Here is a 24,053-nt window from a genome sequence, read left to right as displayed (position 1 = left end):
AGCCCACGATCATTGCCAGCACTCCAAACGAATCAGGAGCTACGGTGAACGGACTATGCCGACGTCAGAGGAAATTACGCCGCAATGCCATCTCGGCAGCGCCCGTGGCGCTTTTTCAGCGCCAGGGGTTTAGGGAAACCATCGTCGAGCAGATCTCCCACGATGTCGGCGTATCCGCGCACACGGTGTCTAAGTATTTCGGCAGCAAGCACGAGATCATCCCGGAGATGATCAAGGAGTCTGATCGCCGCGCCCTGGTCGATGTGCACAAATGCATCCGCGATTTCGACGACCCCGTCGATGCACTCTGCCCACTCGGACACCTGCTGATTGGCTACGCCCTGCAAGTATTGCCCGCCCCACTCTGGCGCGAACTGCTACCGCTGGTGCTGGTGGGCGGCGACACCGGCCTGCCTGAAGCGTACCGAAAGATGAACCCCAGCTTGCAAGGCGAAATCGCCAACGTACTACGTGAGCTGCAGGAGGCAGGCAAGCTGCGCGCCGATCTGGACGTCGAGCTGGCCGGTTTCCTGCTCAACCGACTACTCCCACCTGCAGCTGCTACGCCTGACCGCCAGTGACCCAATGGACACGCAGGCCCACACAACCGAGGGCATGCGCGCCTAAGCGTAGGCACTGTGAAGAAGGTCTTGTACATCCGCCATTATCGGGCACTGATCATCGTGCCGGGACTTGCCTTTTCGGCGCTACTCAACGAGTAAGCCCCCCATCCCAAGCCCTAAAGCTCATGACAAGTGATCAGTCTCGGATGACAACAGCGAATATCCGACGCTCCAACGAGCAGTCATGAAACTAGACCTCGAAAAACACTCGTTTGGAAAACACCTGCCGAAGCACTAAATCAGTCTCTAAAGTCAGCACAACAATCCACTGTGGCGACGACCGGCTGAATCAGCCAATTGACCGGGCAGTCGTTGTTGGTCCACATACAAAAAAAATCGCCACAAGACTGCCTTATCAGAACCGGATTTCAGCCGATAAAGGTACATACACAATAAGAAATCAGTGGCTCAGGCCAACTGATGTTCAACCCGCACGTTGCTCTCAAGAGAGATAACTCAATGCTCGGCAACCTTTCCATCCGCTTAAAAATCATCCTCCTCTCAGGATTGTGCCTCTTGGGCGTGATCGCCCTGATCGTCAGCCTGAATCTCTACCAAAGCAGACAGAACAACCTGTTGATCAGTACGTCGAGCAGCAAGATGCTGACGGAAAGCGGGGAAAACCTGCTGCAGGCCAAGGCCGCCGAGCAGGCGAGCAAGCTGCAAAGAACCTTCGGCGATAGTCTACTGATGCTCACTGTTCTTTCCGACCAAACCGCCAACTTGCGCAATCTGGCCGCCCAGCGCGGCCTAGCGGCCGCCACGTTACGTGAAGAACTTATCCAGAGCCTCAAGACCACCTTTGATCGTAATCCGCAGATATTGGGGCTTTGGCTGCTTTACGAGCCCAATGCGCTGGAAGGCAAAGACAGTGAGTTCCTCAACGACGCCGCGCGCGGCTCCAATGAAAAAGGACGTTTTGCCAGCGGCTGGAATCGGGGCGCGGGTCAGTCGGTCAACGTCATGAGTTCCGAAAGCGATATAAACAATACCGAGCTGGGCATCAGCGGCGTACCTTACAACAGTTGGTACAACTGCCCGCGAGACACCCGACGCACCTGCCTGATGGCACCCTATGTCGATACTCAGGCCGGAACGGCACAGCTGATGACCAGCCTATCCATGCCCTTGATTGTCGATGGCAAGGTCATCGGTGTCATTGGCGTAGACATCGCACTCGGGGCGCTGCAAGCGGCAGTCAGTGAGGCCCAACAGACGTTGTTCAATGGCTCGGGCGCTATGCTGATTGTTTCCGACAGTGGTGTGCTCGCCGCCTACAGCAAGGATGCGGGGCAGATCGGGAAACACATCAACGTTCCCTTGGGCGAGGCGAGCAAACCAGTTCTCAGCGGGTTGCAACTCAAAAAGCCGGTGGTGCTGACTCAGGACGAATTGATCCGCGCGGTCTACCCTGTCGCGCCCATACCGGACGCAGCGGTGTGGGGGGTAGTGATCGATCTGCCGAAGAAGGTACTGCTGGCCGACTCGCTGGAACTTCAAACATTGCTTGACCACACACAAACCCGCGACACCCTGAAGTCGCTGTTGGTGGCAGTATCCGCTGGACTGCTGGGACTGCTGATCATCTGGCTCACTGCTTCTGGCGTCACGCGCCCCATCAATAGTGTCGCCCAGATGCTCAAGGCGATTGCAAGCGGTGACGGCGACCTGACCCAGCGGTTGAACTACAGCAAAAAAGACGAACTGGGCGAACTGGTGAACTGGTTCAACCGTTTCTTGGACAAACTGCAGCCCACCATCGCGCAGATAAAGCAGAGCATTACCGACGCCAGAGGCACCGCCGACCAGTCTTCGGAAATCGCCAGGCAGACCAGTGAAGGGATGCAGGTGCAATTTCGCGAGATCGACCAGTTGGCAACAGCCTCCAACGAAATGAGCGCGACAGCCCATGAAGTAGCGCACAGCGCCTCAAATGCCGCACAGGCCGCGCGAGGTGCCGACGATGCTTCAAGAGAAGGCATTTCCCTCATCGAAAGAAGCACTCGCGACATCAACGCTTTGGCTAGCGAGGTCAGCAAGGCCGTCGCGGAAGTAGAAGCTTTGGCGGTCAACAGCGAGCAAATCGGATCGGTGCTGGAAGTGATCCGCAGCATCGCCGAACAAACCAACCTGCTGGCACTCAATGCTGCGATTGAAGCCGCGCGGGCCGGAGAAAGCGGTCGTGGTTTTGCGGTGGTTGCCGATGAAGTGCGCAACCTTGCCAAAAGAACCCAGGACTCGGTTGAACAAATCCGACTGGTCATCGAGCGTATCCAGACCGGCACGCGTGGGGTGGTGGCAACCATGCATTCAAGCGAGGCTCTCGCCCAGAATAACGCCGGGCAGATCCAACAGGCGGTACAGGCACTGGGCAAAATAAGCGACGCAGTGACAGTGATCAGTGACATGAATCTGCAGATTGCAAGTGCGGCGGAGGAGCAAAGTTCCGTGGCCGAAGAGGTCAATCGCAATGTCTCGACCATTCGCGGCGTAACCGAGGCTCTGACTGAACAAGCAGCTGAATCGGCGCAGGTCAGTAGTCAGCTCAACGCAAGGGCCAATCAGCAAATGAAGCTGATGGACCAGTTCCGCGTATAACGCAAAGCGGGCATCGCTTTCGCAATACGGTAGGCCGTGCTCTGCGCACCGAGGTGTTCAGAGCTGCGCAGGGTTGGTAGAAACGGCTTACCGAGACGCAACAGGATTTTACTGGATGAGGCCGGTAGACCAGACCGACTCGCGGGTTCCAGGTACTAAAGGAATTCTCCGCCCAATGTGGAAGCGGGCTTGCGCTTAACCCAATAGTCTAATCAGCTCTTCGCGGCAATAATCCACAAACAACTGCACCGGTTTGGTCAGCGGCGCACCCCGCAGCCAGACCGCCGACAAGCCTGAGCTCGTGACGGTTTCAGCCAACGGTATGCACACGACTTTCTGCCCATCATAGGTGTACTCGCTGCACGGCTTGGTCACTAATATCGAAAAACCGAAACCCCGCCCTACCACCCCCCGCACCATCTCAATCGACGGCGAGCTGAACACAATATTGGGCGTCAACCCACGCTCTTCAAAAATGCTCACGAAGTAAGTCCGGCTGGGCAGCCCATCCAGCAAAATCATCGGCTCCAGCGCCAAGTCCGTCAGCGACACCTTGGCTTGCTGTGCATAGCGGTGGTCCGCCGGCAGTAACGCATAAGGCTGCTGCGGCGGCATCAACGGCGTGGTTTCGATGGTGCCGCCCAAGTCATGCTCAAACAGCATCGCCACGTCGATGCTACCTGCCGTCAGGACCTGCACCAATTCCTGCTGCTCGCCATCGCGAATACGGATCTCCACGCCCGGCCAGCGCGCCTTGAAGCCTGCGATCAACTGTGGAAGGTACAACGGGGCGACGTTTTCAAAACAGCCGATATCGATCTGCCCGGCCACCACCTCATTGTCCGCCAGGGCATTTTTTTCGAATTCATGGACAGCCCGCAGCAGCTCCAGCGCCTTGCGATAGAACCGCGCGCGCGCTGGGCGTCAGTGACACACCTTGGGCGTGATGGCGGATAAACAGCTGTACGCTAAAGATGTCCTCCAACTGCTTTTTAGCAACAAAGCCCACGCCGGTTGCGATGCGGCCACACGAAACCCACGCCGACCAGATCCGGACTGAACGCCATTAACCAGTCTTTCCAGGCCGCGTTCAAGAAATCCAGATAATCCTGCGAATGGATGCAGAGCAGGTCCTGCATCGTTGCCGGCGCGCAGTCGATCGCCGGCACGCTGCATGGTTTCTAATATTGCCCCGGTCCTTTCGCGGATATCGAGTGTCGGGATGAACTTGCCTGGAACAAGTTCCAACCTCGAGTGGTGCTTTAGATGCGCGACATTTTTGTAGATTTTCATTAAAACACCGCGACGTATTTTCTCGGTTGGCCGGAACGACATCTTCCGGCCGGGAAGCATCACTGGACCTATCGATAAATTACTTTCGAAGTTCGGATGGCAGGTCATGCAAGGCACGTTCAAGCGCTTCGACGCACCGATCGGCATCGGCTCGACTGAACACCATCGGCGGCCTGATCTTGATAATGTTCCCCAGGGGGCCGGTTGAGGACACGAGCACCCCAAGACTTTTCATCCGCTCGCGAACCCAGCGAGCAGCCAGCTTCGCCGGGCGCCTCGACAGCCGGTCGGTGACGAGCTCCACACCGAGGAAAAGCCCCCGGCCGTGGACATGACCAACAATCTCATGGCTTGCTGCCAGACCGTCCAACGCCGTCTTGAGATAAGCGCCGACCACAAGCGCATTATTCTGCAGCTTCTCGCCCTGCAGGACATCAAGCGTGGCGTTCGCGACCGCTGCGGACACCGTGCTCCCGCCGAACGTGTTGAAATAGCCGGTGCGCTGCTGGAACTCTTGAGCGATCTCGCGGCGGGTCACGAGAGCGGCGATGGGATGGCCATTGCCCATAGGCTTGCCCATGGTCACGAAATCAGGCCGGGCCACAAACTCCTGGAAGCCCCACATATGTGTGCCGGATCGACCAAATCCCATCTGGACCTCGTCGGCGATGGCCAGCGCACCTGCCTGCCTGGCGCGTTCAAACGACTGACTCAGGTAATCCTGCGGCGGCACCAGTGCGCCATTGGCATCGAAGATCGAATCGATGAGGATTGCCGCAGCGCCCGGTCCGGCCTCTGCCAGCCTTCCGGCGGCATCCGTCACGTGATCCGCGTATTGCCTGCCGAGATCGTTTCCGCCCATTCGGTACTGTCCCCGATAGACGTTGGGCGCCGGCACTGTTTCAACCCAGTCCGGTTTGTCTGCAATGTCGTAGTCAATCAGGGAAAGCGGCGCGGTCACGGACGTGTTGCCGTGATAGCTGTTTTCCGTGACGATGACCCCTTCCCTGCCCGTGACCGAACGGGCCATCCGAACCGCCAAATCATTGGCTTCGGAGCCGGTGCACACAAAGATCCAGGTGTCGAGGTGGTCAGGCAAGGTTTGCGAAAGACGCTCTCCGAGTCGGATGACCTCGCCGTGCAGATATCGAGAGTTGGTGTTGAGCGTCGCAGCCTGCCTCGCAAGGGCTTCGACGACATAGGGGTGGCAATGCCCCACATTGGCAACATTGTTATAGCAATCCAGGTATTCCCGGCCCGACGCGTCGTAAAGCTTGGTGCCCAGACCGCGCACCAGTTCGAGCGGCTCATTGTAAAAGGTGTAGGTCTTGCCGAGCACCGATTCCCGGCGCTGCAGCAGCGCGGGCACGCTCACCACGGGTGACAGGTTGGGCGTTACCGGCGGCACCTGCACGACCGCGGGCGTCATGGAGGCGACGAAAACGTCGTTGCTGATTGTCGAGATCTTCGTTATGGCGCTCATGTAGAGCGCTTGCAGAGCGTTGAGCTGCTCATCACGTCGGCCGTTGATCTTTTCCTGATAGTTCACCAGTGCGACCTGCAGGATCATTCTCGCCAGCACCAGGTCACGCAGAACCTCGAGATCCGCAGCTTCGAGCGGCATATGCCGCTGGTAACCCTGAACGAGGGCCGCCGCCGCCGTAACAGGATCGAGACTCCAGTGAATGAGTGACGCGACAGCCACGGCAATATCCTGAATGACCGCGCCGAAGATCATGTCGCCGAAATCGATGACGCCGAGCACTTCGAGATGGAGCTCATCGCACACGAGCACGTTGGATTCGTGGAAGTCGTGGTAGATGATCTGCGATCGCAGGCGGGGAAGTGTTGCAAGCGTGTTGCCTGCAAGACTCTCGAGCACCTGATTGGCGTCTGCCCGGATTTCGTCGGGGATAAAGTCTTGCAGCCAGTCTCCCAAAACCAATCCGTTCGCAATGTCCCAAGGCATGGGCCGCAGGGCACCGGGATGACTGAACCCCTGAAGTGCACGGGCGAGCCGGCCCTGGGCGATACCCAGCGTGGAGAGATCCGAGAGCGAGAGACGCGCACCATGGCGCTCGAAGCGGTCGAGGATGGTGCTACCGGACACGAAAGACAGAATGCGCATGGGATGCAAGCGTCCGCCTGCATCGGCGATGTCTGTCAAAACGTCCCCTGCGAGGGTGCGGCAAAGCCTCGGCACAACCAGCTCAGGATCGACGCGCCGGACATGTTCGAGGGCTTCGCACTGAAACAGCAGGCCTGCGCGATCCTCATCCAGGGATGCGATCTTGACGACGAAGGTCGATCCGTCAGTTGTACGCAGGCGCAAATTCTGCTCACGCTCCCCGCCGAGCACGCGCCATTCACCCGAAAGGCCAAAATGTTCGCGAACGTGGGCGGCAACCCTGTCTTCATCCAGACAAGGCGGCTTGATGCTGGATAGCAGCGCATGCGCTTGGGTTTTGTCCATGGGTGTATGCATGATAAAACTGTCCTCTTAATGTTAGTCCAACCCGAATTGTCTACGCCGTCATTGCCGCCGTGAGCGCATCCTGACAAAGGTATTGCTCGATAAACGGGACAGCAACGCTAATCAGCGATGCGCCACGCCAGGCAGTACGCAGAGCATCTCGTACAGCAGGTTGGCGCCCAGCAACGAGGTGTTGCCGGTGGTGTCGTAGGGCGGCGAAACTTCCACCAGGTCGCAACCAATCAAGTCGAGGCCCTGGCAGCCACGGATGATCTCGATCGCCTGGATAGTGGTCAGCCCGCCGATTTCCGGGGTGCCGGTGCCGGGCGCCCAGGCCGGGTCGATACCATCGATATCAAAGCTGAGGTACACCGGGCCGCCGCCGACTTTTTCCCGCACTTCGGCCATCAGCGGCGCGAGGGAGTGATGCCAGCATTCTTCGGCCTGGACCACACGGAAGCCCTGTTTACGGCTCCAGTTGAAGTCTTCGGCGGTGTAGCCCTGGGCGCGCAGGCCGATCTGCACCACGCGGTCGCAGTCGAGCAAACCCTCTTCCACGGCGCGGCGAAAGGTGGTGCCGTGGGCGATTTTCTCGCCGAACATATGATCGTTGACGTCGGCGTGGGCATCGATGTGCACCAGCCCGACCTTGCCGTGTTTCTTGTGGATCGCCCGCAGGATCGGCAGGGTGATAGTGTGGTCGCCCCCCAGGGTCATCGGGATCACACCGTGCTCGAGGATTTCGTCGTAGGCTTCTTCGATGATGCGCACGGCGTCGAGCAGGTTGAAGGTGTTGATCGCCACGTCGCCGATGTCCGCCACCGACAGCGAGTCGAACGGCGCGGCGCCGGTGGCCATGTTGTACGGGCGGATCATCACCGACTCGGCGCGGATTTCACGCGGCCCGAAGCGGGTACCAGCGCGCAGCGAGGTACCGATGTCCAGGGGCACGCCGACAAAAGCGGCGTCCAGGCCCTTGGCCGTTTGCAGGTGAGGAAGGCGCATCATGGTGGCGATGCCGGCGAAGCGCGGCATTTCGTTGCCGCCCAGTGGTTGGTGGAAAATCTTGTCCACGGGAGTGCCTCATCGTTGTTGTTATTATCGGGACCGATTCTGCGAAAAGCGAAGAACGGGAAGAATCGGCAGGGGCAAATACTTAGTTCAGATTTTTCTAAACTAAAGTCTGGGGTAAACGGCGTTGCATCAATGCGTCTGGCGAACCCGGTCCGAGCCCGCCGTATGGTTTGTATAGCTCGTGCCGTCACCCATGCCCTTGCAGGCGTGGTGGCCGGGCGAGAACGGCGCGTCGCGTTCCGGGGCATTTGCCCCCAATTGTCTACGCCGTCATTGCCGCCGTGAGCGCATGACCTATATCCTGGCGCCTCATGAAGCCAACCGTGCCGCCGGCTACGTTAAAGGCAATGACATTCGCCCCCGCCTGGAAGGCCTGCATGCTTTACCCGTATTGATGCGCTGCATCAAGCGCTCAGCCGCTTAAACACGAGACTTTACTTATGAACATTGCCGGTGGTTGCCGTTGCGGCGCCGTATCCTATCGCTCTACCTGCGACGTGCAGGTCGCCATCTATGCGTGTCATTGCCAGTTTTGCCAAACATGGAGCGGCAGCAGTTTTGCGCTGCATGCCATGCTGCCCGATCACGCTCTTACTCTGGAAGGCCCGACCCTTGAATATACCTATGAGGACCAAGGGCAAGTCTCGCATCACCATCTCTGCGCGACCTGCCATACGCGCATCTACAACACCACTTCGGCAGCGCCTGGACTTTGGATTCTTCGTGCGGGCACGCTCGACGACCGCGCCTCCTTGAGCCCTGTCGCGCACATTTGGGTCAAGCACAAACAGCCGTGGCTGAGCTTGCCCGCCACTCTCGCAACCTGGCCGGAAAGCCCAACGCCAGAGGCATTCGCGGCAGCGTTGAGCGCGGGCGATTGAGGAATGATCAGCGGTTGGATCAAATCAGGATTCAACTGCGCAACTGAATCTCCCCCCTGTCACGTGTGAAGCAATAAGCCCTCTTAAGCGGCTGATGACTGCTCATTGATCAACTCAACGGCGTCTGCGCCGGCGGCGATGCGCATCGGTGAATTCGCATCAACGGCCGCACGCCATACCGCCTCGGCGACGTCCTGGGCGTGTGTCACTACGGCAGACGTTGACCATTGGGCAAATACTTGCTGCGCGAGGGCCTCATAGGCGGGTGGAATGCTGTCCTGCATGCGAGGCTGCGCCTTTTTAGCGAAGTCGGTCCCAGGTGCACGGCCCGGCAAGACCAGTCTGGCCCGTATACCGAATGGCTCAAGTTCCAGCGCCAGGGATTCGGTGAACGCATTCACGGCCGCCTTGGTCGCGGTGGTCCCATAGGTAAGCCTGGGGTGCCGGGCGATGCATGACCGCCCTGTCCGTTCATGTTCAGATCGCGCCTGCCAGACGGGTGGCGAAGTCATGATAGCTATGCAGGTCGCGTCCAAGAAGCCTGGTCAGGCGCTCGACATCGCCCGCCTCGGGGATCATCCCGTCGCTGACATAACGCTCGGCCATCAGGCGCATTTCGTAGGCCATCCACTTGGGCATGAAATTGGCCACGGTCTGCTCAAAACCGCTCGGGTCGTCACCGCCGTAATTGACCGGGCGTCCCAGCACCTGGGTCCAGATCGCGGCAATGTCGGAACCGGTCAGCGTATCGGGGCCCACCAGGTTGATGGTTTCGAGCGCCAGCTTGCTCGGCGCCTGGTCGCGACGTACCAGCTCGATGGCCGCCACTTCGGCGATGTCACGGGCGTCGACCATGGCGATGCCCTTGCCGCCGATTGGCATCGGGTAGACGCCGTAGTCGAACATGGCCTCCTTGACCATCACTTCGTTGTCGATGAAGTAGGCCGGGCGCAGGATCGTGGCGCTGAAGCCCATCTGTTCGATCATTCGCTCGGCGCCCGACTTGACCGCAAAGTGCGGCACATTCACGAAGCGGTCGGCATGCAGTACCGAGAGGTACACGACCCGTTCCACGCCCGACTCTCGAGCGATGTTCAGCGCCAACAGCGCCTGGGTAAATTCGTCTGCGGCCACTGCATTGAGCAGGAAGAAGCTGGAAACACCTTTGAACGCACGGCGCAGCGAGTCGATGTCCAGCATTTCACCCTGCACAACTTCCACTTGCTCAGGAAAGTCAGCCTTCGATGGGTCGCGAACGAGGACGCGCACGTCCGCATGGCGTTTGAGAAGTTGCTCAACAACTTGGCTGCCGACTCGGCCGGTTGCGCCAGTAACGAGGATGGTCATGGTAGTTCTCCGTAGTGATTTGAATGACAGCCCCACTATCTCTGTTTACAAAATGCCGCGATAGTCGTCAGATTTGGACAGCTTGTTCCACCTGTGGAACACTCAGGAACAAGCCTTTATCATTCTGGGCGACGGGATAAACGGCTAGAACGTCTGTGCAATGCCCGCCGTCCTGCACGCCACCTCATAGGTGAAACCATGGATCTACTCGCGCTTGCCGATTTCAATCTTGTGGCCCGTCATGGGGGGATTGGCCGTGCCGCTCGTGCCAGCGGACGACCGAAGGCGACGTTGTCGCGCCGCGTGGCGGAGTTGGAGCGCAGCCTTGAACTGCGCCTGTTCGAACGCGGCACGCGAACACTCAAGCTCACCGAGGAAGGGCGAGCACTGTTCGACAGAACGGCCGCGCTGTTGACTGAACTGGACGAGAGCGTGGCCGCCATCGCTTCAGGTGGGGAGCGCCCACGGGGCACGCTTCGAATCAGTGCACCACTCTTTTTCGCCCAGGCGGCAATGGGCAAGCTCGCCGCAGGCTTCGCCCTCAAATACCCGGAGGTCCGCCTGGAAGTCACCACGGAGGACCGCATTGTGGACATGATCGAGGAAGGTTACGACTTGATCATTCGGGTCAATCCCGCGCCCGATGAGCATTTGATTGGTCGTGTTTTCCTGCGTGACAGGCTGGTAGTGGTGGCGAGCCCGGCGCTTGTTCGTCCAGAGGACGATGCGGCTGTACCCGCTGTGGTTCGAGGCAGCGGCGACCTGGGCCCGGTGTGGGCTATCACGACACAGAGTGGCAAGTCTCTGATCAATGTCGAACCGGTTCTGCGTCTATCGTCGCTGTTCATGGTCCGCGATGCGGTGCGGGCAGGGGTTGGGGTCGCGCGCCTGCCTGTTTCGCTGGTAAACCAAGACCTTCTCGACGGACAGTTGGTGCACTGGGGTGATATGGACGCACCGGAAGTTGCGCTTTGGACGCTCTATCCATCAAGGCGATTATTGAGCTCACGTGTTTCGGTATTTCTCGACCATTTGAGAGAAGCCTTCCCCACGGGGCACCCCGAGGAACTGACGGGCTTCATCACCACGTGATGTGTAGTAATAACCGGCATCGCGGCGATAGAGATCGGTGCCTCTTAGAGCCCCACCGCAACGGATTCGATCATCCCCCTGAACCACTCCTGAGCCGGATTCCCATCACTGCGACGATGCCAGATGAGATGAAAAATTATTTCCGGCAACGCCACCGGGGGTGGGAACAGAATCAGTTTTCCTGCAGTGGGCGAGCTGAGGGCGATGCGTTTCAGGACAGTGGCGGTCATCTGGGAAGAGGCGATGATCGCCGGCACCGCGAACATCTGCGGCAATGTGAGTGCCAGGGTGCGTTGCTTGCCTAGCTGCGCCAAGGCCTGATCCACAACCCCATACCGATCGCCTTCGGGAGAGACCAATACATGGGGCAGCGCGAGGTAGGTTGGCATGTCCATCCCGCGCCGGGCCGCCGGATGGTCGTGTGCGATGAGCGTGACGAAAACGTCGCGCAGTATCGGCCGCGAGAAAATGCGGCCGTCTTGATGGCTCGGCAATACGCCAATTGCGGCGTCAATCACCCCGGCATCGAGCAGGTCCACCACCTGGTCGCGGCCGTTGATGGCGTGAATGTTAATCGACAGGTTCGGCGCGTGTGTGCTCAACGTTTGCAACAGCTTGGGCAGCAGCACGAAGGCTGGGTAGTCCGACAGGCCAAGGTTTATCGTGACCACCGCATCAGCAGGAATGAAACCAGGCGTCGCCACCAGCACGGCCTTGATTTGGCTCAATGCCTGTGCAATGGGCTGGGCCAGCTCACGCGCCCGTGGCGTCGGTAAAAGTCCGTCAGGGCTGCGCAGGAAAAGCGGGTCGCCTAACAACTTGCGCAAGCGCGAAAGGGCTGCACTCATGGCGGGTTGGCTCACCCCGACCTGAGTCGCCGCACGTGTCACGTTACGTTCAGTCATCAGGGCGTTAAACGCCGCCAACAAGTTCAAGTCGATGCCATGAAAATCCATAAATCAAATAAACCTATATACAAGTCATTTGTTATACAGATGTTAGCCCTGCCCTCACACTCTCGCCATACCCACGACGAGAGCAACACAATGACTTGCGTAGAACTCGCAGCCCGCCTTCAAACCGAACGCCACGCCGTTGAGACGCTGTATCGCGCGTTCAGCGAAAACAATCCCGACCTCGTCGACAGCGTTCTTGCCGACGACTGGGACGACATTCCGCTGGCGCCTGGGCAAGGACCCGGTCCGGAGGGCATCAAACCCATTATCCGCAGCCTCGCCGAAGCGTTTCCGGACGTGCGCATCGTCATCGATGATATGGTCCAGGCGCCTGGCCAGATCGCGGTACGTGCGCAAATAACAGGCACCCATCTCGGCGAATTATTTGGCATCGCCGCCACCGGCAAAAACGTGAGCTTCCGCCTGCATGAGTTCCATGCACTGGAGAACGGACGCGTCGTGACCACTTGGCACATGGAGGACTGGTTTGGCTTGTTCCTGCAACTCGGTCAATTCCCTCAAGCCTGAGCAACCGCGAGAGACTTATCATGAAAGCAGTATCCATTTCTGCATGGGGCGGCCCAACATGACTTGCGATGTACAAAACATCTGCTCGCAGATGCAGCGCGCGTGCAGCCCTCTCCTCCCCCACTGGCTTGACTGGGCTGCGCCTGGATTGATCAAGCAGTCACGCCGCCCGCGTTCAGCCGTTAACGGATAACCCCGTATAGATGCGCACCGGCATCTTGTACCGCTGCGGCTGCTGACGCGCGAGTTGCGCCTGGACATGTGCGACGGCATCCAGCACGCGCTGGGCCCATTGCGCGTCCTGCGGGTCGACCACCACCACGCGAAAGCCGTGATCCAGGCCTTCAAGCTGTACGCCCTCGGAGTCATCGACATGCAAGTCGATGTCGAAGGCCGGTGGGAACTTCGAAGGCGTGATCGATAGACCACGCGCCACCAGGGCATGGTTGTGGCGGTCGCTGTTGACCACACCGTCCACATGGATGCCGTACAGCAACAACCAACGCCGGATGTAGGACGGTTTGCGACCGGATGAGGTGTAGACCCAGACACTGCACCCCTGGCGACGCAGTTCACGGGTCAGGGCGCGCGTGCCGCTGCGCAGCGGCTCACCCAGCCAGCGATGCAGACAGGCCGGCAAACGGCTGTGTTCGACGGCGCTGTGGTGAAGCTGGCAGGCAAGCGTGTCGTCGATATCGAACGAAATACGGATGCGCTGGCGCTTGAACGCACGTCTGATGGAACTGAGCATCGGATACCTTGCCATCAATGACCTCCCTGACGGACAGGCGCCGGTGTGTTGCTCAGGAAAAACGCCATGGGATCAGGTGCCTTATCTTCCAGGAATGCCGCATATTTTTTCTTGATCTTGGGCAACTCGTATAACGCCTTGACGCCGTGCTTGGCTGAATTGCGGATGACCGAGGACGGGTTGAAGTAGCCTTCGGCGTTATCCAGGGTCAGCACAAACGGCGACAGCCCATCGCGCATCAGCAGGTAGCTGACGATCAGCGACCCACTGCGGTGATTGCCTTCGATGAACAACTGCGGCTTGCTCAGGACTCGCACGTACACACCGGCCGCACGCTTCCACACCGATTCGCTGTGGTGCCTGCAGTACCAGTTGTACAAATCCTTGACGCCACCCTCGACGTTGTTGAAAAAGTGTTCTTCGGTGGCCGCCAGGTGTTGGGCATATTCCTGTCGGCGCGCCGGGTTTTTGCCGCAGAGCACGGTGGCATTGATCTCCAGCATCAGGTTCAGTTGCTGAAGATCGAACAGATCGACACCGCGCGCCACATAATCGTCAATCAGCGCATAACCATCAAGTACGTTCTGCAACACCTCGTCGGTCAACGGATCGCGAGGCTCGGTGAAATCCCGACTGAGCGCGGCGAAACGGCTCTGTACCTCACGCAGTGCGCGTTCAATGGCGAGCAAGTCCAGACGACGTGTCGCAGGCATTAACTGAACTTACCGCTGATGTAATCCCCGGTCATCTGCTCGCGCGGGTTGTCGAAGATCTGGGCGGTCGGACCCATCTCGACCAGATAACCGGTGCGCGTGCCCTGGGAAATATCCACCGAGAAAAACGCTGTGGTATCTGCCACGCGAATCGCCTGCTGCATGTTGTGAGTCACCAGCGCGATGGTGTAGTCCTTCTTCAACTCGACCATCAACTCCTCGACGCGGCGGGTGGCTATCGGGTCGAGCGCCGAACACGGCTCATCCAGCAACAGCACTTCCGGTTCGGTGGCGATGGCGCGGGCGATACACAAACGTTGCTGCTGGCCGCCGGAGAGCGACAGGCCGCTGACCTTGAGCTTGTCCTTCACCTCATCCCACAGCGCGGCACCTTGCAGGGCGTGTTTTACCCGGTCACCGAGGTCGCCCTTATAGCGATTGAGGCGCAGGCCAAAGGCGACGTTGTCGAAGATGCTCATCGAGAACGGGTTCGGCTGTTGGAACACCATGCCGATGTAACGGCGCACGACCACCGGGTCGACGCCCTTGCCATACACGTCCTGGCCGAGGAAGTGCACATGGCCCTCGAAACGGAACCCTTTCACCAGGTCGTTCATACGGTTCAGGCTGCGCAGCACGGTACTCTTGCCACAGCCGGAAGGACCGATGAAGCCGGTGATCTTGTTTTTTTCGATGGGCACATGGCTGTCACGTACCGCCATGAAGTTACCGTAGAAAATCTTGTCCAGTTTGCAGTCCATGACCACAGGTGCCTGGGTGACAAACGGGTCGGCAATGTGCGCAGTTGATACGTTCAAAATTCAGGTGCTCCCGTTCTTAGTACTTGGGCTTGCCGAAAATACGGCTCACGACATTCACAACCAGCACAATCATTACCAGCACCAGCGAGGCCGCCCATGCAAGCTCAAGCTGATTGTCGAAAGGCATGCCGGAGAAGTTGTAGATCAGCACGGCCAATGAGGCGGTCGGGTTCATGACGGCCAGGTTGCCGTCGTGGTAGATCCAGTAGTTGCTGAACAGCGCGGTGAACAGCAAGGGGGCGGTTTCACCGGCGGCACGTGCCACGGCCAGCATCACCCCGGTCAGGATCGCCGGCATGCCGGTAGGCAGCACGATTTTCCAGATGACCTGCGAACGGGTGCAGCCCATGCCATAGGCGGCATCCTTCATGATCTTGGGCACCATTTTCATCGACTCTTCAGCCGTGAGCACCACGATCGGCAGCATCAGCACAGCGAGGGCTACGCCGCCCGCCGGGGCCGAGTACGTCCCGGTGGTCATCACCACCAGGGCGTAGGCAAACACACCGGCCAGGATTGATGGCAACCCGGTGAGCATTTTCGCGGCAAAGCGCGCGGCATTCGCCAGTTTGCTGTCGGGCCCCAGCTCCGCCAGGAACACCGCCGCCAGGATGCCGACCGGCACCGCGATGGCCGCCGCGATCCCCACCATGACAAAGGTGCCTGCCATGGCGTTGCCGAAACCGCCGCCGGTCTCGAAGCCGGTGGGCGGCAGTTCGGTGAACACCTCCAGGCTCAGGCGTGCGCCACCCCGGGTGATCAGCATGTAGAGCACGGAAATCAGCGGCACGCTGGCCAACAGCGCGCCGAACCAGACCAGCGTGGTCAATACCAGACTGCGCAAGGCGCGGCCCTCGAACCGGCGTTGCAGGCTGGGCAGCGCGGCGGTCGGGGTGGTGAGATTGTTCATTATTTGGTCCCCCGCTGAGCGTAGAGCATGATCATCGAGCCAATGACGTTGACCAGCAGGGTGATGAACATCAGCACCAGTGCGGCGTACATCAGTACCTCGATCTCGTTCGGCCCGGCTTCGGGAAAGTTCAGCGCCAACAAGGCCGCCAGGGTATTGGCCGGTGCAAACAGGGAAAGGGAAATGTTGTTCGCGTTGCCCACCAGCATCGCCAGGGCCATGGTTTCACCCAGGGCGCGCCCCAGGCCCAGCACCAGCGATCCGAAGATACCGGTCGCGGCGGATGGCACCATCACCTTGAGGATCGCTTCCCAATGGGTGGTCCCCATGCCGTAGGCGGCCTGCTTGGTTTTCATCGGTACGCCGGTGAGGGCGTCCTGGGAAACGGCAGCGATGGTCGGCAGGATCATGATGGCCAGTACCAGCGCAGCCGGGAGTAACCCCGGCCCGCTCAGGGACGTGCCGAAAAACGGAATCCAGCCCAGCTCGGTGTTCAACCACGCGGTGAGCGGGCGAATGGCGGGAATCACGACATAGATGCCCCATAGGCCATAGACCACGCTGGGGATGGCCGCGAGCAATTCGACGATGGTGCGAAACACCGCCGCCAGCTTCGCGGGCAGGAAATCCTGGGTGAGAAAAATCGCCATGCTGACGCCGAAAAAGCCCGCGATCAGCAGCGCGATGAGCGCGCTGTAAAGCGTGCCCCAAATCGCCGGCAGAATGCCGTATTTACCTTGGTTAACGTCCCACACGCTGCCGAACAGCACGTCAAAGCCATGCTTTTCCATACCTGGAAGCGCCTTGCGGCCTACTTCGAACACCAGCGCAAAAACCAGTGCCAGCACCACCACCACGCCTATGCGTGCAAGCGCACGAAAGGTGCGATCCATCAGGAAATCCTTGGTGGACGGTGGCTGGCATGCTGAGTCCGGGTTAACCGGGACGACAAAAGGTGTGTTCATTGGCTAATTCCGAAACAGGGAGAGAGCGCTCCCGGCATGGTTGACACCCCATGCCGAGAGAGCCTGGCAAGCCTTACTGAATGTTGGCGGACGCTTTACGAACCTGATTGACAACCGAAGGTGGCAGCGGGATGTAGCCCATCGAGTCGGCGATTTTCTGACCTTCGGTCAGGCTGTACTCGACCATTTCACGCATGGCTTTGGCCTTGGCCGGGTTGCCGTTGTCCTTGCGGAAGATCATCCAGGTGTAGGACGTGATCGGGTAGGACTTGGCACCGTCCGGGTCCGGCAGCCAGGCCACCAGGCTTTCCGGCATCTTCACCGCAGCCAGTGCTTCTGCACCGCTTTCGGCGTTCGGCACCACGTAATGGCCGGACTTGTTCTGCAACTGGGCGAAGTCAACCTTGGCCAACTTGGCAAAGCCGTATTCGATGTAGCCAATTGCGCCCGGGGTCTGGCGTACGGTGGCGGTCACACCATCGTTCTTGGGCGATTTGATGAACTTGTCGCTGGCTGGCCAGTTGACGGTGTTGCCTTCACCCAAGTCTTTCTTGAAGTCCGGGTTGATGGCCGACAGGTGCTTGGTGAATACCGCAGTGGTGCCGCTGGAGTCCGCACGCACCACGACGGTGATCGGCGTATCGGTCAGTTTCAGTTCCGGGTTGGCGGCGACGATCTTCGGGTCGTTCCACTTGGTGATCTTGCCCAGGAAGATGTCGGAGTACACGTCGCGTGGCAGCTTCAGCCCTTTCGGATTGCCCGGCAGGTTGTAGGCCAGCACGATTTCACCGGCGGTCATCGGCAGCAATTGTGCGCCTTCGGCGACCTTGGCGATGTCTTCGTCTTTCATCGCGGAGTCACTGGCGGCAAAGTCGACGGTTTTGTTCAGGAAATCCTGTACACCCGCACCACTGCCCTTGGACTGGTAGTCAACCGTGACACCAGGGGTTTTCTTGCTGAAATCCTTGAACCACGTGAGGTAGATCGGGGCTGGGAAACTCGCGCCGGAACCGGTCAGGCGGATGCTTTCGGCAGCAAACACCGAGGTGGCACCAAGAGAAACCGCGACGGCGAGTGCAGCAGACTTCATCAGACGTTTCATTCAGGAAAATCCTAGTGATTTCGGGCTCGGCAACTTTGCAACATTCTTGTTACGGTTTCATGAATGCATAGTGGCAAAGCGCTGTTTTTTCCCTTTCCCCTCCTGCGTAACGAATTTTGCCGTCATTGATCAGTAACAAATTGAGTCTAAGACTCTGCCATCCCCCCACAACGCGAGCACGACCATGTCCTCACTGGAAGACACCTCGTTGATCCAGCGCATCCACCGCGAGCTGCTGGATCACAGTGACGAAGAGCTGGAACTGGAATTATCCGAAGATGGGCATGACCTCAATGCACTGTTCGACGAGCACATCAAGGACGGCAGCGAGAAGGAAGCGCGCAGGATCTATTTCAGCGAGCTGTTCCGCCTGCAGGGCGAGCTGGTCAAGCTGCAGAGTTGGGTCGTCAAGACGGGCCACAAGGTAGTGATCCTGTTCGAAGGGCGCGATGCCGCCGGCAAGGGCGGTGTAATCAAGCGCATTACCCAGCGCCTGAACCCCAGGGTCTGCAGGGTGGCGGCCCTGCCCGCACCGAATGACCGCGAACAGACCCAATGGTACTTCCAGCGCTACGTTTCGCACCTGCCCGCCGCCGGCGAAATCGTGCTGTTCGACCGCAGTTGGTACAACCGCGCAGGCGTCGAACAAGTGATGGGGTTTTGCAACGACGACCAGTACGAGGAGTTTTTCCGCACGGTGCCGGAGTTCGAGCGCATGCTGGCCCGTTCAGGCATCCAGTTGATCAAGTACTGGTTCTCCATCTCCGACCAGGAACAGCACCTGCGCTTTCTCAGTCGCATTCACGATCCGCTCAAGCAGTGGAAGCTCAGCCCCATGGACCTGGAGTCGCGTCGGCGTTGGGAGGCCTATACCAAGGCCAAGGAAATCATGCTGGAACGCACCCACATCGCCGAAGCACCGTGGTGGGTGGTACAAGCCGATGACAAGAAGAAAGCCCGCCTCAACTGCATCCACCACCTGCTGGGGCAAATGCCCTATGAAGAGGTGGCGGCGCCTGTGATCGAACTGCCGCAACGCGAGCGGCAGGAAGACTACTCGCGCAATCCGACGCCACCGGAACTCATCGTGCCTCAGCGCTATTGATACCCGGCAGCAGGCAAGGTTACTGCAACCCTCCTCCCATCACCTTGTACAAGGTCACCCGATGACTCTGCTCCGCCAGGCGCAGGGTCATCGGGTGCTGCTGCGCGCGGCACCACGAGCGCTGTGAATACAGTGCTTCGAGGCAGCTTTGTGAACCGCAAAAATAACTGTACAAAAAATAACTATATGTACAACTTTAACTAAAGTTCTCGATCTCAACGCCGACAGACTCACTGAAACGTTTAATCACACAAAAACGTAATTCGCCGAATGAGCCACGCAGAGCCAGGCACCCGAGAAAATGGAACGTTCTCAACTACAAACCCATTACAAACCGCCCCATTCCGGGCTGTGAGAACTCCATGAATATCCTTGCTCCTGCCGTGCACCTGGCGAACCGATTACGCTTTCCCACGAAATTCGGTGTACTGGCCATCATTGTCCTGATCCCTCTGGTTCTGCTCGGAACACGCGTCATTCATCAAATCAACGAAAGCCTTGAGGGCATTCGCTCGGAAGAATTGGGCCAGAGCTATCTATTGGACGTGACGCCCGTTCTGCGCTTATCGATGTTGCAACGCGCGCTCACCAACCGCTTGCTCAGCGGGGATAGAACCGCTCAAGCCGATCTATCAGCCAACCAGGTGAAGCTGGAGGACGCCTTTTCGAAACTGGCCGCCACCGACAGGCAATTGAACATGCAGCTGCAAACCGGTGATCGCGTGCAGCGCCTGCACACGGGGGCGCAGCGGTTGATCGAGCAGGCGAAGGCCCAGCCTAACCCCAGCGCGATGTTCGACGATTGGAACGACCAACTCACCGAGACGTTGAACTTCGTGTACTACATATCGGCCACGTCTGGCATGGTGTTGGATGAAGATTACGCATCGCTGTTCATGATCGACCAGAGCACCTTGAGACTGCCACGGCAAATCAACATCGTCGGGCAATTGCGCGGGCTGGCCAGCGGGCTGCATGACGGCCAAACGTTGAGTGCGGGTACGCGCAGCGTGATCAAGTCGATGCTCAAAACTGAGTTACTCATCCGCAAGGAACTTCAACAAAACCTGGCACTGTTGCGCCGCAGAGAACCCGCTCTGGCCGACCGTATTCAGGCACCGATCACCAATGCTTTCGCGGGGTTGGACAGCTTTCGCGCCGACCTTGAAGTATTGATCGGCGCGCCAGGCGACACCATCAGCGGCGTGCAGAACTTGCCGGCCAAGGGTAATGCCGTGGTGGCTGACTTGTACAAAGCGCAAGACACCCTGCAGGACGCACTGATGAATGCGCTCGAGCGCCGCGTTCAGGAAAAAATCTCGGAACGGTTATTCATCCTGGTGATGTTCGCTGTTCTTGGCCTGTTGCTGGTGTATGTATTCAGCGGCATCTACAGCGCCATGCGCCGAACCATCAACGACGTTTTGATTGCCACCCAACTGATCGCGCAGGGCGATGTGAGCGTGCGCATTCAAATCCGTGGCAAAGATGAAATGGCCGACATGAGCAATGGCCTTAACCATATGGTGCAAGCTTTTGGCTCCTCGCTGGCTCAGGTCGAACGGAGTTCACAATCAGTCTCCGATGCGGCTGAGCGCATAGGCGTGTCGATTGACCGGGCTAAACGCTCGATGAGCGCCCAGCAAAGCGAAACCGAACAAGTCGCCACAGCCATCAACGAGATGACCACCAGCGTTGCGGACGTGGCGCAAAACACCGAGGGTGCCGCCCATGCCGCCGAGCACGCCAGCCATTCCTCCAACGCCGGTCTGGCGAAGATGCAGGAAACCCGAGTGACTATTGAAGCCCTGGCCGATGAAGTGGAGCGCAGTGCGCAAAAGGTCTCGGCGCTTGCGCAACACAGCCAGCAGATCGGCGGCGTTATCGAGGTGATCCGCAACATCGCCGATCAAACGAACCTGCTGGCGTTGAACGCCGCCATCGAAGCGGCCCGCGCCGGTGAGCAGGGTCGAGGCTTCGCGGTGGTCGCAGACGAGGTAAGAACCCTCGCCTCGCGCACACAAAACTCCACCGAAGAAATCCGCCGGATAATCCAAGAGCTGCAATTGGCCACGGGCGACGCCGTCGAGCAAATGAAAGCGGGCAAACTACGCGCGCAAGAATGTATCGAGTCCGCTGACCAGGCCTCGACCAGCCTCGACGCTATCAATGACGGCGTAGATCAGATCGTCAGCATGAACACCCAGATCGCCAGCGCGGCGGTTCAGCAACACGCCGTCTCGGAAGATATCAATCGCAACGTGACCGAGATTCGTAGCGGCAGTATTGCGCTGATGGAGGGCATAGAAGACAACGCCGTGACAGCGAACGAGCTTTCTTCGCTGGCAGGGGAACTGCGTACTGTCGTTTCGCGCTTCAAGCTGTAAGGCGACACGGGGGCACTCCAATTTATTGGAGCCCCCAGCCTGATTACGCGCCTACCAATAGCCCATTCGCGATCTCCGAGCGACAGAGCCCCTGGATACTCTTTTCCCCCTTTCTGATTTAAATCAATCAGCCCTCGTACCTTCACGCAGACAGTAGACGCAGCAGTCGCACCCTCGCATTCGAGGTTGCAGAAACTCTCGTTTCGTGGAGGCTCGTTATGGCTACGCACCTGCAAGGCACTCAACCGATCGTCCCGCCATCCGCCCAACCTGTCGTTGCAGGCAGCCTGCACAAGGTAGAACCCAAGCGCCTGTCGCTGAGTCTGTTGATTGCCCTGGTAGTCGGTTCGATGATCGGCAGCGGTATTTTCAGCCTGCCGCAAAATATGGCCGCCAGCGCTGGCGCTGGCGCGATTCTGATTGGCTGGTTGATCACCGGCGTCGGCATGTTGTCGTTGGCCTTGGTCTATCAGATGTTGTCCAATCGCCAACCCGCGCTGGACAACGGGGTGTTCGCCTATGCCCGTGCGCTGGGCGGTGAATACTTGAGCTTCAATTCCGCCTGGGGTTACTGGATCAGCGCCTGGATCGGCAACGTCAGTTACCTGGTGATTCTGTTCGCGGCACTGAGTTACTTCTTTCCGGTGTTTGGCGAAGGCAACAACGAGGCGGCGATTGCCGGCGCGTCCGTGGTGTTGTGGTCGCTGCACTGGATGATCCTCAGGGGCATGCGCACCGCCGCGCGGGCCAATGCGTTGACGACCATTGCGAAGATCGTGCCGCTATTGCTGTTTATCGGCCTGGTGATTGCTGCGTTCCAGCGTGAGACCTTCAGTGTCGACTTTTGGGGCTCATCGACCTTGGGCAGCACCCTGGATCAAGTCAAAAGCACCATGCTGGTGACCGTATGGGTGTTTATCGGGATCGAAGGCGCCAACGTCTTTTCTGCCCGTGCCGCAAACCGCGCGGATGTCGGGCGCGCGACGGTGATCGGTTTTGTCGTCACGCTGTTGCTGTTGATCGCGGTGTCGCTGTTATCCCTGGGCATTCTCAAACAACCGGAGCTGGCGGTGTTGAAAAACCCGTCAATGGCCGGTGTGCTGCAGGCTGCGGCCGGGCCGTGGGGAGCGGTCTTGATCAGCATTGGCCTGATCGTCTCAGTGGGGGGCGCCCTGCTCGCCTGGACGCTGCTGGCCGCCGAGTCGGTGTTCACGCCCGCCAAGGAAAAAGTCATGCCCGGCTCGCTGGCGAAGGAAAACACCCGCGCCGTGCCAGCCAATGCGTTGTGGCTCACCAATGGTTGCATCCAGGTGTTCCTGCTGCTGACCCTGTATTCGAGCGCCAGCTACCTCGCGCTGATCTCCCTGGCCACCTCGATGATTCTGGTGCCGTACCTGTTCAGCGGTCTGTATGCGCTGAAGTTGACCTGGCGGGGCGAAACCTACGCCGGCCACCGCGCTGTGCAACTGCGCGACATGGCCATCGCCATTGTCGCCAGTGTGTATTGCCTGTGGCTGCTTTACGCCGCCGGGCCTAAATACCTGTTGCTCAGCGCCCTCCTCTACGCCCCGGGTTCCTTGATCTACCTGGGCACCATGCGAGCCCGCCAAGGCAAACCGCTGAACGGTCCTGAGACCGGGTTGTTGATCATTATCTGGGCTGCGGCGGCGTATGCCGGCTGGATGCTGTGGTCGGGAGCGCTGACCTTGTAACGATGGCTTCAGCCCCGTGTTCTGTCCTGGCAGGCCGCGCAATCCGCGGCCTGCCTTCAATCTGAAGAGGAGTACCGAAAGATGAGCAATTCCGTAAAAAAAATGCCGGTCACTACCGAACACAAATCAGACCAGCATCCAGTGATGACAGACCTGTGGCGGCCGCTGGAGAAACTGCGGCAACAGGTCGACCACCTGTTCGACGACTTCAATCTCGGTTCAAACCTGTCACCCTTCAGCCGCGGGCTGTTCGACGTTGAACCGTTCTGGCGTCGTGAGTTGGCCGGCCGTGGCATGCCCGCCGTGGACATCACCGAGAAAGAAAAAAGCTACGAAATCACCGCCGAAGTACCCGGCATGGATCAAAAAAACATCGAGATCAAACTGTCCAACGGCAGCCTGATCATCAAAGGCGAGAAACAGGAGGACAAGGAAGAAAAACGTAAGGGCTACCATCTCAGCGAGCGTCACTACGGTTCCTTCGAGCGGGTATTCAACCTGCCCAAAGGTATTGACGCGGACAAGATCGACGCGAGTTTCAGCAAGGGCGTACTGAGCATCTCGTTGCCGAAAAAGCCCGAAGCCATGAAAGCGGATAAAGTCGTGCCTATCAAAGGCGAGTAAATCCCAGGCTGCGCTGCCCCTTGGCGGGAAACCGACAAGGGGCTTTTTTTATCTGTGAGGGTTCAACGCTTGAGCGAATCAGAACCAATCGAACAGCG

The 24,053-nt window shown here is 58.9% G+C and carries 21 protein-coding genes and 5 pseudogenes; 11 read left to right on the top strand and 15 right to left on the bottom strand.

The window, feature by feature from the left end:
• Positions 1-44: 44 nt before the first annotated feature.
• From AB4O05_RS18340 to AB4O05_RS18330, 3 genes and pseudogenes are all read left to right on the top strand, one after another.
• Positions 45-627, top strand: a pseudogene (locus AB4O05_RS18340) (TetR/AcrR family transcriptional regulator).
• 416 nt (positions 628-1,043) lie between these two features.
• Positions 1,044-2,363: pseudogene (locus AB4O05_RS18335) on the top strand (methyl-accepting chemotaxis protein); the annotation flags it as partial.
• Between the two features lie 102 nt (positions 2,364-2,465).
• Positions 2,466-3,221: a methyl-accepting chemotaxis protein gene (locus AB4O05_RS18330; RefSeq protein WP_460164917.1), complete on the top strand. Its 756-nt coding sequence runs from the start codon at positions 2,466-2,468 to the stop codon at positions 3,219-3,221.
• 195 nt (positions 3,222-3,416) lie between these two features.
• On the opposite strand, the pseudogene AB4O05_RS18325 reads toward AB4O05_RS18330, so the two are convergent.
• The 4 genes and pseudogenes from AB4O05_RS18325 to speB all read right to left on the bottom strand — a co-directional run.
• Positions 3,417-4,218 (bottom strand): annotated as a pseudogene (locus tag AB4O05_RS18325) (LysR substrate-binding domain-containing protein); the annotation flags it as partial.
• Positions 4,146-4,514: a hypothetical protein gene (locus tag AB4O05_RS18320; protein WP_460137759.1), complete on the bottom strand. Its 369-nt coding sequence runs from the start codon at positions 4,512-4,514 to the stop codon at positions 4,146-4,148. The pseudogene AB4O05_RS18325 and the gene AB4O05_RS18320, both read right to left, overlap by 73 nt.
• Positions 4,515-4,593: 79 nt before the next feature.
• Entirely contained in the window at positions 4,594-6,999 is a 2,406-nt protein-coding gene (locus AB4O05_RS18315) for an aminotransferase class III-fold pyridoxal phosphate-dependent enzyme (protein WP_460136146.1), read from the bottom strand.
• A 111-nt stretch (positions 7,000-7,110) separates the two neighbouring features.
• Complete coding sequence (speB, locus tag AB4O05_RS18310) at positions 7,111-8,061, bottom strand: agmatinase (RefSeq protein ID WP_460136147.1); 951 nt, start codon at positions 8,059-8,061, stop codon at positions 7,111-7,113.
• A 181-nt stretch (positions 8,062-8,242) separates the two neighbouring features.
• Between speB and AB4O05_RS18305 the strand changes: the two genes are divergently transcribed.
• Both AB4O05_RS18305 and AB4O05_RS18300 read left to right on the top strand, forming a co-directional pair.
• Complete coding sequence (locus tag AB4O05_RS18305; RefSeq protein ID WP_460136148.1) at positions 8,243-8,485, top strand: hypothetical protein; 243 nt, start codon at positions 8,243-8,245, stop codon at positions 8,483-8,485.
• Positions 8,486-8,501: 16 nt separating this feature from the next.
• Positions 8,502-8,942 carry a GFA family protein gene (locus tag AB4O05_RS18300; RefSeq protein ID WP_460136149.1) on the top strand — a complete coding sequence of 147 codons (441 nt, stop codon included), beginning with the start codon at positions 8,502-8,504 and terminating at the stop codon, positions 8,940-8,942.
• An 83-nt stretch (positions 8,943-9,025) separates the two neighbouring features.
• Here the strand turns inward: AB4O05_RS18300 and AB4O05_RS18295 are convergent, their stop codons facing one another.
• From AB4O05_RS18295 to AB4O05_RS18285, 3 genes and pseudogenes are all read right to left on the bottom strand, one after another.
• Positions 9,026-9,226 (bottom strand): hypothetical protein, encoded by a 201-nt coding sequence (locus tag AB4O05_RS18295; RefSeq protein WP_460137760.1) that lies wholly within the window; start codon positions 9,224-9,226, stop codon positions 9,026-9,028.
• Positions 9,227-9,241: 15 nt separating this feature from the next.
• Positions 9,242-9,454, bottom strand: a pseudogene (locus AB4O05_RS18290) (hypothetical protein); the annotation flags it as partial.
• On the bottom strand, positions 9,420-10,289 hold the full coding sequence (locus AB4O05_RS18285; protein WP_460136150.1) for an SDR family oxidoreductase: 870 nt from the start codon (positions 10,287-10,289) through the stop codon (positions 9,420-9,422). The pseudogene AB4O05_RS18290 and the gene AB4O05_RS18285, both read right to left, overlap by 35 nt.
• A gap of 198 nt (positions 10,290-10,487) precedes the next feature.
• Between AB4O05_RS18285 and AB4O05_RS18280 the strand changes: the two genes are divergently transcribed.
• A complete protein-coding gene (locus tag AB4O05_RS18280) occupies positions 10,488-11,381 on the top strand; it encodes a LysR family transcriptional regulator (RefSeq protein ID WP_460136151.1) in 894 nt (297 codons plus the stop codon).
• Between the two features lie 44 nt (positions 11,382-11,425).
• On the opposite strand, the gene AB4O05_RS18275 is transcribed toward AB4O05_RS18280, so the two are convergent.
• Positions 11,426-12,337: a LysR family transcriptional regulator gene (locus AB4O05_RS18275; protein ID WP_460136152.1), complete on the bottom strand. Its 912-nt coding sequence runs from the start codon at positions 12,335-12,337 to the stop codon at positions 11,426-11,428.
• A 90-nt stretch (positions 12,338-12,427) separates the two neighbouring features.
• On the opposite strand from AB4O05_RS18275, the gene AB4O05_RS18270 reads away from it, so the two are divergent.
• Complete coding sequence (locus AB4O05_RS18270; RefSeq protein WP_460136153.1) at positions 12,428-12,865, top strand: ester cyclase; 438 nt, start codon at positions 12,428-12,430, stop codon at positions 12,863-12,865.
• A gap of 175 nt (positions 12,866-13,040) precedes the next feature.
• Here AB4O05_RS18270 and AB4O05_RS18265 read toward each other — a convergent pair whose 3' ends face one another.
• The 6 genes from AB4O05_RS18265 to pstS form a co-directional block, all read right to left on the bottom strand.
• Positions 13,041-13,631, bottom strand: coding sequence for a hypothetical protein (locus AB4O05_RS18265; protein ID WP_460136154.1), 591 nt, complete (start codon positions 13,629-13,631; stop codon positions 13,041-13,043).
• Complete coding sequence (locus AB4O05_RS18260; RefSeq protein ID WP_460136155.1) at positions 13,631-14,329, bottom strand: hypothetical protein; 699 nt, start codon at positions 14,327-14,329, stop codon at positions 13,631-13,633. The genes AB4O05_RS18265 and AB4O05_RS18260 overlap by 1 nt, the downstream gene beginning before the upstream one ends.
• Complete coding sequence (gene pstB, locus AB4O05_RS18255; RefSeq protein WP_017847588.1) at positions 14,329-15,090, bottom strand: phosphate ABC transporter ATP-binding protein PstB; 762 nt, start codon at positions 15,088-15,090, stop codon at positions 14,329-14,331. Before pstB ends, AB4O05_RS18260 begins: the two co-directional genes overlap by 1 nt.
• Before the next feature lie 76 nt (positions 15,091-15,166).
• Positions 15,167-16,060, bottom strand: a complete 894-nt coding sequence (gene pstA / locus AB4O05_RS18250; protein WP_460136156.1) for a phosphate ABC transporter permease PstA — start codon at positions 16,058-16,060, stop codon at positions 15,167-15,169.
• Positions 16,060-17,025 carry a phosphate ABC transporter permease subunit PstC gene (gene pstC, locus AB4O05_RS18245; protein WP_460136157.1) on the bottom strand — a complete coding sequence of 322 codons (966 nt, stop codon included), beginning with the start codon at positions 17,023-17,025 and terminating at the stop codon, positions 16,060-16,062. Before pstC ends, pstA begins: the two co-directional genes overlap by 1 nt.
• A 73-nt stretch (positions 17,026-17,098) precedes the next feature.
• Complete coding sequence (gene pstS / locus AB4O05_RS18240) at positions 17,099-18,127, bottom strand: phosphate ABC transporter substrate-binding protein PstS (protein WP_460136158.1); 1,029 nt, start codon at positions 18,125-18,127, stop codon at positions 17,099-17,101.
• Between the two features lie 184 nt (positions 18,128-18,311).
• Between pstS and ppk2 the strand changes: the two genes are divergently transcribed.
• Positions 18,312-19,232 (top strand): polyphosphate kinase 2, encoded by a 921-nt coding sequence (ppk2, locus tag AB4O05_RS18235; RefSeq protein WP_460136160.1) that lies wholly within the window; start codon positions 18,312-18,314, stop codon positions 19,230-19,232.
• Between the two features lie 19 nt (positions 19,233-19,251).
• On the opposite strand, the pseudogene AB4O05_RS18230 reads toward ppk2, so the two are convergent.
• Positions 19,252-19,398, bottom strand: a pseudogene (locus tag AB4O05_RS18230) (transporter); the annotation flags it as partial.
• A 196-nt stretch (positions 19,399-19,594) separates the two neighbouring features.
• Between AB4O05_RS18230 and AB4O05_RS18225 the strand changes: the two are divergent.
• The 3 genes from AB4O05_RS18225 to AB4O05_RS18215 all read left to right on the top strand — a co-directional run bounded on the left by AB4O05_RS18225 (position 19,595) and on the right by AB4O05_RS18215 (position 23,955).
• Positions 19,595-21,619 carry a methyl-accepting chemotaxis protein gene (locus AB4O05_RS18225; RefSeq protein ID WP_460136161.1) on the top strand — a complete coding sequence of 675 codons (2,025 nt, stop codon included), beginning with the start codon at positions 19,595-19,597 and terminating at the stop codon, positions 21,617-21,619.
• Positions 21,620-21,837: 218 nt separating this feature from the next.
• Positions 21,838-23,331, top strand: a complete 1,494-nt coding sequence (gene arcD, locus AB4O05_RS18220) for an arginine-ornithine antiporter (protein ID WP_460164773.1) — start codon at positions 21,838-21,840, stop codon at positions 23,329-23,331.
• 81 nt (positions 23,332-23,412) lie between these two features.
• Complete coding sequence (locus AB4O05_RS18215; RefSeq protein WP_460164772.1) at positions 23,413-23,955, top strand: Hsp20/alpha crystallin family protein; 543 nt, start codon at positions 23,413-23,415, stop codon at positions 23,953-23,955.
• Positions 23,956-24,053: the final 98 nt, after the last annotated feature.

This window comes from Pseudomonas sp. S1_G07, from assembly GCF_054668565.1.
This window is presented reverse-complemented; position numbering and strand designations above follow the sequence as displayed.